At 57.8% G+C, this 9,666-nt stretch carries 7 protein-coding genes; all 7 read left to right on the top strand.

Annotated elements, in window-relative coordinates:
- Window positions 1-397 precede the first annotated feature (397 nt).
- Window positions 398-934 (top strand): hypothetical protein, encoded by a 537-nt coding sequence (locus tag K1Y02_22675; GenBank protein ID MBX7259185.1) that lies wholly within the window; start codon window positions 398-400, stop codon window positions 932-934.
- Window positions 935-938: 4 nt separating this feature from the next.
- Entirely contained in the window at window positions 939-1,991 is a 1,053-nt protein-coding gene (locus K1Y02_22680; protein MBX7259186.1) for a hypothetical protein, read from the top strand.
- Window positions 1,992-2,058: 67 nt separating this feature from the next.
- Complete coding sequence (locus tag K1Y02_22685) at window positions 2,059-4,518, top strand: ATP-dependent Clp protease ATP-binding subunit (protein MBX7259187.1); 2,460 nt, start codon at window positions 2,059-2,061, stop codon at window positions 4,516-4,518.
- Window positions 4,515-6,821, top strand: coding sequence for an outer membrane protein assembly factor BamA (bamA, locus tag K1Y02_22690; protein MBX7259188.1), 2,307 nt, complete (start codon window positions 4,515-4,517; stop codon window positions 6,819-6,821). Before K1Y02_22685 ends, bamA begins: the two co-directional genes overlap by 4 nt.
- 212 nt (window positions 6,822-7,033) lie before the next feature.
- A complete protein-coding gene (locus K1Y02_22695; GenBank protein MBX7259189.1) occupies window positions 7,034-7,618 on the top strand; it encodes an OmpH family outer membrane protein in 585 nt (194 codons plus the stop codon).
- A 44-nt stretch (window positions 7,619-7,662) separates the two neighbouring features.
- Entirely contained in the window at window positions 7,663-8,709 is a 1,047-nt protein-coding gene (lpxD, locus tag K1Y02_22700) for a UDP-3-O-(3-hydroxymyristoyl)glucosamine N-acyltransferase (protein MBX7259190.1), read from the top strand.
- A partial coding sequence (gene lpxC / locus K1Y02_22705) for a UDP-3-O-acyl-N-acetylglucosamine deacetylase (GenBank protein ID MBX7259191.1) occupies window positions 8,684-9,666 on the top strand: 983 nt, incomplete at its 3' end. The genes lpxD and lpxC, both read left to right, overlap by 26 nt.

Here is a 9,666-nt window from a genome sequence, read left to right on the forward strand (position 1 = left end):
ACGCCACAGCAGGGGAGGTCGACGGGATGGAGACCTGCCGGTCGCAAGAGTGGCGCGGTCAGGAGACCACGCCACAGCAAGGGACCACGCCACGGCAGGGGAGGGCCGATGGGGCCGATGGGACCGATGGGACCAATGGATAGATGGGAAGGTGGGCCGGAGCACCACGGAGAGGTTCTTGAGGATATACCGTGCCGGAAAGATCGGATGCCTCAATTAAGAGTCCAGTCGAGCGGCGATACGCAGCAAAGCTTGATCGGGCTTGGCACCTCGTCCAGAATAGTTGCGCAAGGCATGTTTGGCGACGGCAGTCCGGCTTGGAGATTGCGATGTGTTTCGGGCCGGAAATGAAACCGCCTATGTTGCGGTGTTATACTAAGAAATAGAGGTGATATCGATGCTTTGTCAGAGGTGCCATAAGAACATCGCAACGGTGCGGTATGCCGAGGTGGTGGACGGCAAGGTGGCGGAACAGCATGTCTGTTCCGACTGCATGGCGAAGCAGCAAGACATTGCGGCCTCGGGGTTTGAACTGGCCGGGGCGGCTCCTACGCCGAAGAAGCAGAAAGCTGCTCCTCCAGCCACCGACACGGTGGTCAGCCACAAGGCCTGCCGGACGTGCGGTGCCGAACTCAAAGACGTTATGCAGGATGGCCGTGTAGGTTGTGCAGTGTGCTACGAGAGTTTTGGGGACCATTTGGACTCCATTCTTCGCGGCATGCATACGTCGTTGCGCCATCGCGGCAAGGCGCCGCGCATGGATGACCAGCGTGAGTTGTTGCGCGCTGAATTACAGACCAAGCGCGCGCTTCTGCGTAGTTCGCTCAAATCGGAGAATTACGAGGAAGCGGCTAAGTTGAGAGATGCAATCCGAGGGATCGAGGAGGCGCTCGTTATCAAGGAAGCAATTCGTCCCGGCGTGGGGCAAGGGTAACGCCATGCTTAAGACCTTGCTGGACAAGCCGGCCCAATGGCTGGCAGGAAGCGGCCCGGATGCGGATATCGTATTCGGATGCCGCGGCACCCTCGCGCGGAACCTCGCCGACTTGCCATTCCCGGGCCGTTGCGCGGACGACGAGAAGCGCACGGTCGAAGAGCGGGCATTGTCGGTTATCGACGGCAACTCCTTTTTCGGTGCGGGGCAGTACTATTCCATCGGGGACCTGAGTGTTCGCGAGACCCGTCTGCTTATTGAGCGAAACCTCGCTTCGCACGATCTCATCGAGAATCATGGTGCGCGCGGCGTTTATGTCGCCGACGATTTGAGCATGAGCGTCATGGTGAATGAGCGGGACCACCTGCGAATGAGCGTCATGGTCGCTGGGCTGCAAGTTTCGGAGCTTTGGAGCCGTCTGACCAAGATTGACGACCAATTCTCGCAAGGGCTCGATTTCGCGTTTGACGATCGGCATGGGTATTTGACGGCGGCGCTCGACGAGGTGGGCACGGGGTTTCGCGCTTCCGTGTTTGTACACCTTCCAGGTCTTACCGCTTCCGGGAAGATCCTGGGGCTTGAGAAGAGCGTCCGTGAGCAACAGCACGTCCTGGAAGGCATGTTTGGCCCAGTGAGCAGCGCTCCGGGTCAGATGTATGCGTTGTCCAACCGGGCGACGCTTGGCCGTTCGGAAGAGGAGATCGCGTACCACGTCCGTTCGTTGGCGTCGGACCTCCTGGCGCAAGAGCGGGCCGCGCGCGAGTCGATGCTTTCCGAGAACGAGAGCGGCGTGCTGGACCGGGTCGGGAGGGCGATCGGAGTTGCGCGAGGAGCGCATCTTCTTGAGTTTAACGAGGCACTCGACGTGTTGTCGTGGATACGACTGGGAATAGCGGTAAACAAACTGGATGGTTTTTCCATCGGATTGGTGAATGAAGTGCTCATGGCGAGTCAGCCTACGCACGTGGCGCAGGCGCTTGGCGAGGCCGCGGACGCGGTGGCGCGGAGTGTTGCGCGGGCGGACATGTTCCGCAAACGGTTTTCGAAAGCAGCATAGCCCTGGACTCTGCCGCCGAGCTTTGGGCGGTTGTTGCAAGGCATCATAGGATTAAGGTGATACAGACATGTGGGAACGATTTACCGAACGAGCCAAGCGCGTCGTAAGCGCAGCGCGTGAAGAAGCGACCCGTTTGGGAAGCGAGTACGTACGAACCGAGCACATTCTCTTGGGTTTGTGCCGTGAGCCGGATGGCATCGCGGCGCGGGCGTTGGAGAATCTGGGCGTCGACATCGAATCGCTCGCGCTCGAAATCGAGCAGCAGGTCCAGCGCGGCAACGCGGTGGTGTCGAGCGAGGAGATTGCATTCACGCCGCGCGCGAAGAAGGTGCTTGAATTGGCCGTCGAAGAGGCGCGCCGGTTTAACCACAGCTACATTGGCACCGAGCACATCCTTTTGGGCCTGGTGAAAGAAGGCGAAGGGATTGCGGCGAAGGTGCTGCAGGACATGAAGGTGGATTTGGACCGAATTCAGACGGAGGTCATCCGTTTGCTTGGAGACCAGGGCAAATCGGGCGGTCCGCAACCTGCTACCAGCAAGAAGTCGCAGACGCCCGCGCTGGACACGTTTGGCAGGGACCTTACGGCCTTGGCGCGCGAAGGGAAGCTGGACCCCGTCATTGGGCGCGAATCGGAAATCGAGCGCGTTATACAGATATTGAGCCGCCGCACGAAGAACAATCCGGTGTTGATCGGCGAGGCGGGCGTCGGCAAGACGGCGATCGTGGAAGGATTGGCGCAGGCGGTTGTGAACGGCGACGTACCGGACTTGTTGCTCAACCGGCGCGTGCTTACGCTCGACCTTGCGGGTGTTGTGGCGGGCACGAAGTACCGGGGCCAGTTCGAGGAACGCTTGAAGTCGGTCATGAAAGAGATTCGCCGGGCGGACAACATCATTTTGTTCATCGACGAATTGCACACGATTGTCGGAGCGGGCGCGGCGGAAGGCGCGGTGGATGCCGCGAACATGTTGAAGCCTGCGTTGGCGCGCGGCGAATTGCAGTGCATCGGCGCGACGACCATGGATGAATACCGCAAGCACATCGAGAAGGACGCGGCGTTGGCGCGGCGGTTCCAGACGATTATCGTGGATGCGCCCAGCGTGGAGCAGACCATCGAGATTATCAAGGGGTTGCGGGACAAGTACGAGGCGCATCACCGCGTCAAGTTTGCGGACGACGCGATTGTGGCCGCGGCGCGACTTTCGCACCAGTACATTACGGATCGCTACCTGCCGGACAAGGCCGTGGACGTTATCGACGAAGCGGGTAGTCGCGCGCGGTTGCAGGTGACGACGCGTCCGCTGGCGCTGAAAGACATCGAGCAGCAAATCGAGAAGGTCACGCAGGAGAAGGAGGCGGCCATCCGCCGGCAAGAATATGAGCGGGCGGCGAGTCTGCGCGACAAAGAGCGCACCCTGATTGGGGAACTCGAAGAGAAGAAGCGCGATTGGGAGCGCAAGCGCGATTCGGCGGAGACGATCGTCACCGATGAAGACATCGCTTTCATCGTGTCGAAGTGGACGGGCGTGCCGCTGACCAAGCTTGAAGAGAGCGAATCGTCGCGATTGCTGCGCATGCGCGACGAACTGCGCAAATCCGTCATTGGGCAGGAAGAAGCCATCGACGCGATCACGCGCGCGATTCAACGTTCGCGGGCCGGGCTCCGCAATACGCGGCGGCCGGTGGGTTCGTTCTTGTTGCTTGGGCCGACGGGCGTAGGCAAGACGCTGCTCGCGAAGAGTCTCGCGTCGTTCCTGTTTGGCAATGAAGACGCGCTCATCACGATCGACATGTCAGAGTACATGGAAAAGTTTGCGGTGTCGCGGTTGGGCGGGGCGCCTCCCGGATACGTTGGCTATAACGAAGGCGGCCAGCTCACGGAGCAGGTGCGGAGGCGGCCGTATTCGGTGGTGCTGTTCGACGAAATCGAGAAGGCGCACCCGGATGTGTTCAACATTCTCTTGCAGGTGCTTGAAGACGGGCACATGACGGATTCTACAGGCCGCAAGGTCGACTTCCGCAATACGGTCATCGTGATGACCAGCAATATTGGGGCGCGGCGGATTGGCCGGTCGACCACGGTAGGATTCCAGCGCGAATCGAAAGAGAGCGAATTCAAGGAAATGCGCTCCCGAGTGATGGAAGAAGTGAAGAAAGTGTTTAATCCGGAGTTCTTGAACCGGGTGGACGAAGTGGTTGTATTCCATCGGCTGACCCAGGAAGAGTTGTTGCGGATCGTTGACATTCACGTGGCAGAAGTGATAGAACGCGTTGGGGAAAAAGGCTATGAGCTGTACCTGACGGACGAGGCGAAGGAATTCCTGGTCCGCGAAGGCAGCGACGAGCAGTATGGTGCTCGCCCGTTGCGTCGAGCGGTACAGCAATTTGTCGAAGATCCGTTATCTGAGTTGTTGTTGAAAGGCGAGTATATGCCTGGGATGCGGATTGAAGTGCGCCCGTCGGAGATGGCGAACAAGCTGGAATTTGAGCCGTTAATACCTATAGCGGAAGGTGTAACTCAGTGATCTATCGAAAGCTCCTCTCGGTCATCCCGGTTTTGGTGATTGTGAGCGCGCTGGCAAGCGCACAGGAGTACGAAGGCAAGTCCATCAAGGAAGTGCGAATCTCAGGCCTGGAACGCGTGAGCGAACAGGCGGTGCGCGCACAACTTGAGGTTCAGGCCGGGCAGACGTACAGCCAGCCAGCCGTATCTCGTGACATTCGTCGTTTGTATGACACGACCTTCTTCACGACGGTGAAGGCGGATGTTTCTCCCGAAGGCGACCAGGTCATCCTGACGTATGTCGTCGAGGAGAAGCGAGTCATTTCCGAGATCAAGATTGTCGGCAACAAGAAACTCAAAGCGCGCACGGTGCGCAGTGCCATTTCGTGGCATGAAGGCGATACGTTCGTCGAAGGCAAGTACGAAGACGAGCGCACGGCGATCTTGAAGCTGTACGAAAGCAAGGGCATTCCGAACACGACGGTGGATATCGTCGTGGAAGAGGTGGGTCCTTCGCGCGTGCGCATCACGTACAACATCAGCGAAGGCCGCAAGGCGCGTATTGCCGCGATTCACATTGAAGGCAACGAGGCTCTCTCCGATCGTCAAATCCGCAAGACGATGAAGACCAAGAAGCGGAAGCTGTTCTTCGGCGGAAAGTACGACGAGGATCAGTTCGAGACGGATTTGAAGGCCATCGTGGACAAGTATGGCGATCATGGCCGGCTTGAGGCGGCAGTCGCGGGCACGGACCTTCAGTACTCCGACAGCGGAAAGAAGATGGTACTGACCATTAATCTTTCCGAAGGTCCCGAGTATCACGTCGGCAGCCTCGAAATCGCGAACAACACCGTGTTTGACGATGACGAAGTGCAGAAGCTGCTCAAGGTCAATGTCGGCGAGATTCACAACAAGTCGCAGGTTCAGAAGGACTCGGACGCGGTCAGCAAGGGCTACGCGGATGCCGGTTACGTGAATGCGCAGTCGGTTCCGCAGGTGACGCTGAATAAAGAGAACCACACGACGAATATCGTCTACAACTTGAGCGAAGATGAGCTCAAGTACATCAAAGAGATTAAGGTCACGGGCAACAACGTGACGCGAGATGACGTGGTGCGCCGCGAGATACTCGTGAATCCGGGCGAGCGTTTCGACGGTACGTTGCTGGAAGGCACGCAGCGCCGTCTTGAAAGCACGGAGTACTACGAAGCGGTACGGATGAACCTTGAGCCGATCGAAGGCGACGATTTGTTCTCGAACCTGCTTGTCGATGTTGACGAAGGCAAGACGGGATTCTGGAACTTCGGATTCGGTTACAGCACGGAAGAGAGCTTCGGCGGGTATACCGAACTTCGGTTCAACAACTTCGATATCATGAATTGGCCCACGTTCTCGGGCGGCGGCCAGCAGATGCGTTTGCGGTTGAACCTTGGTGAGCGCCGGACGGAGTACAACCTGAGCTTTACGGATCCGGAGATCTTCGGCTATCCGCTGATGTTCGGGTTTGACCTCTATGACGAAAGCTACGAGTACGAAGGTGGCAACAACTACACCGAAGAGACGATGGGCGGCCAGCTCCGCTTAGGCAAGATTCTCTCTCCGTACGTATCGGCGAGGACGTCGCTGCGATACCGCAACGTGAATTACAGCGATTTCAATAACACGTGGCTGTTCAATCCGTATCGCGAGTACATTGGCGGCGACACGACCATCAGCAATATTTGGGGTATCACGCGCAACACGACCGATTCGGGGCGCGATCCCGGCAAGGGTTCGAAGCACGACTTCCAGATTGAAGTCGCTGGCATCGGCGGTGACAACAACTTCTGGAAGTTCGATCACGATTCGTCGTGGTATTGGAGCTTCGGCGAAGAGAAGAAGTGGGTTCTTTCGGTACGGACCCGTCAGGGTATCGGGATTCCCTTTGGCGACTCCGACGTGATTCCTCTGGCAGACCGTTACTTTGCGGGTGGTACGTCCACCGTGCGCGGTTACGATACGCGCGATATCGGCCCGAAGGTGCGTCAGCACCGCTTCTGGGGCGACTACGAAGCCGTGGGCGGCGAAGTCCGGCTCGTGAACAACCTGGAAGTGAAGTACAAGATCAACAAGATGTTCCGCGTCTATGGCTTTGTGGATGCGGGTGGCGTTTGGCTAGAGCCCAGCGAATTCGACATGGGCGATATGAAGTATTCGACGGGTATCGGTTTTGGCGTGGACGTTCCCAAGATGGGACCGATACGGCTCGATTACGGTATCCCACTTAACCCGGACGAGGATCAAGGCTCCGGAAGGTTGCACCTTCAGACCGGGTTCCGATTCTAGTCTTAGGAAAATGCACTTCTGGCTCCCGCGTTCGTGTTGCGAGCGCGGGAGCTCTAATGATAGACTCTCCCCATTCTGTCCGATGGGGTAACCCAGTATCTAAATAGGATCTCAATTCGCATGGCAGGCGCGCGTGGAACTATTCCGGTTCCTGTTTGTGAGCGTCTCGCGTGAATAAGCCAGTAAAGGGAGCTAAGGTAAGGATGAGCAACGTGGTGCGCACAAGTTTGACAATGGCTTCGGTCGTAACAATCGCCCTGCTGGCGTACACCGGAGCGGTTTTCGCGGCCGAGCAGCCAAAGCCGGCCCAGGCGCAAGCCGCCCCCGCCAAGGCCGATGGCCAGTTCAAGATTGGCGTTGTGAATCGCAAGATGGTGTTTGACAGCTACAAGAAACGTGAGCAGGGTCTGGCAGACCTTGAAGCCCAGAAGAACAAGCTTCAGGTCGAGATTGATGCGCTTTCCAAGAGCATCGAGGCCAAGAAGAAGAAGTACGAAGACGAAAAGGACAAGATGACGGACGACGAGCGCACGAAGCTCAAGGATGAGATTACGCGCGAGTTTGGTGAATACCAGGCCCAGTTCAAGCTGAAGCAAGATGACATCGACCGCCAATCGCAGCGTTTTCTTAGCGGAATCATGCAAGACATCGACAATGCGGTGAACCAGATTGGGAGCCAGCAGAACTACCATCTGATTCTGGAGGCGGATCCCAAGAGCCCGACGTCGGTCATTTATTTCAGCACGACGCTCGATATAACGAGCCAAGTGATCGCGCTTCTCAACGGCAAATCCTAAGACGAAGCGGAGTTGCCAGGTGGATCGTTGACGGACACTGTGTAATGAATGCTACCGTTGGCGAGATAGCGGACTTAGTCGGTGGCGTCGTACAGGGAGATAGAGACGTTCGGGTGACGGGATTGTGTGGCATTCGCCAGGCTAGTCCCGGAGATCTGACATTTCTCTCCGATGCGCGCTATGCGGTCCATCTGCGAGACACGCAGGCTGCCGCCGTATTGGTCTCGCGCGACATCTCCGAGGCGCCGTGCGCCCGCATTCAAGTGGACAATCCCTACATGGCAATGCTGGTGGTTTCCACTCATTTCTACGGCGGGAAGTCTGGGGTTGCTCCCGGCGTTCATTCTTCAGCCAGCGTGGGTAAGGACGTCACGTTAGGCCGAAATGTGTCGGTTGATGCGTTGGCGCGAGTTTCGGACGGTTGCGTGCTGGGCGATGACGTGGTGGTCCATGCGGGTGCGAGCCTTGGCTCGGAAGTCCGGCTCGGAGCAGGCACGGTAGTGCACGCGAACGCCACTCTTTACGACCGGACGGTGACGGGAGAGCGGTGCATCATTCATTCGGGTGCGGTAATAGGCGCCGACGGGTTCGGATTTGTCCAGCAAAACGGGGAAAACGTGAAGATCCCGCAGTTGGGCAATGTTGTGTTAGGAAACGATGTGGAAGTTGGGGCCAATTCGGCCGTTGATCGGGCTACTTTTGGCAGTACAACCATTGGTGACGGCACCAAAATTGACAATCTTGTGCAAATCGGTCACAATGTTCAGATAGGCAAGCACTGCATAATTTGCGGGAATGCTGGAATAGCGGGAAGCTCGATCCTGGGAAATCATGTGATGGTAGGGGCTGCCTCGGGCGTTGCGGGGCACATAGAAGTCGGCGACGGGGTGGTCGTCGCGGCCCAAAGCGGAGTGACCAAGTCGGTGAAGGCCGGTACGGTCGTTTTTGGGTTCCCTGCCATGGAACAAGAGCACATGAGGCGCATGCAAGCGGCATTGCGCAACCTCCCCGAGGCGCTTCGGCGTCTTCGTCAGCTCGAGCATCGATTGGAGCAATTAGAAGGCAATGGAACGCCAGAAGACCATAGCTAGGGACGCGTCGTTTTCCGGAATCGGCCTGCACACAGGCAATCTCACCACCATCACGTTCAAACCGGCTCCCGCGAACAGCGGAATTACGTTCTACCGGGTTGATCTGCCTGAACGGCCGGCCGTTAAGGCGGACATCGACAACGTTGTGGATGTGACGTACGGAACCACCATCGCCGTTAACGGCGTGAAGGTCCATACCGTCGAGCACGTTCTGGCGGCCATCGCAGGACTGGGCATCGACAATCTGGACATTGAGGTCGACGCGAACGAGACGCCCGTGGGCGACGGTAGTTCGGTTCCCTTCATGACAACGCTTCAGCGCGCGGGCATGGTGGAGCAAGACGCGGAGAAGCAGTTCATTCGCATCAAGCAGCCGGTTTACTACCGCAACGAAGACGTTGCGTTGAGCGTGTTGCCGTCGGATGAGTTGCGTGTCACGATGACGATTGCGTTCGACCACGTGGCCATCGGCACACAATACGCGTCTTTTGTCATCACGCCGGACACGTTTGTGAAGGACATTGCGCCGGCGCGGACCTTTGGCTTCCTGCGCGACGCAAAGATGCTTCAGGAGCAGGGGCTTATTCGGGGTGTGAGCCTCGAGAACGCCGTGGCCATTGGCGACGAGTCCATTCTGAACGAGGATTTGCGATTCCCGGACGAGTTTGTGCGCCACAAGATTCTGGACCTTATCGGGGACATGTTCCTGCTCGGACGCCCGGTGAAGGGGCATGTGATTGGCGTAAAATCGGGCCACGCGTCGCACGTGAAGTTCTCGCAAGAGGTCAAAAAGAGCCTGCTGAATGGCCGCGCCAAGAGGAATGGCGTGTCGCTGTCGAAGCTGCCCACCGCTATCGACGTCAATATGATTATGAAGGTGCTGCCGCACCGTTTTCCGTTCCTGCTCGTCGACCGCATCGTTTCCTACGTGCCATATGAGCGGGTGGTCGGCATCAA

The sequence above is a fragment of the Candidatus Hydrogenedentota bacterium genome (genome assembly GCA_019695095.1).
In the GTDB taxonomy this organism is placed as follows: Bacteria; Hydrogenedentota; Hydrogenedentia; order Hydrogenedentales; family SLHB01; genus JAIBAQ01.

Excerpts from the sequence above, each read along its gene's own strand:
- K1Y02_22675 (MBX7259185.1), top strand. The coding sequence starts at position 398 with ATGCTTTGTCAGAGGTGCCATAAGAACATCGCAACGGTGCGGTATGCC.
- K1Y02_22680 (MBX7259186.1), top strand. The coding sequence starts at position 939 with ATGCTTAAGACCTTGCTGGACAAGCCGGCCCAATGGCTGGCAGGAAGC.
- K1Y02_22685 (MBX7259187.1), top strand. The coding sequence starts at position 2,059 with ATGTGGGAACGATTTACCGAACGAGCCAAGCGCGTCGTAAGCGCAGCG.
- lpxD (MBX7259190.1), top strand. The coding sequence starts at position 7,663 with ATGAATGCTACCGTTGGCGAGATAGCGGACTTAGTCGGTGGCGTCGTA.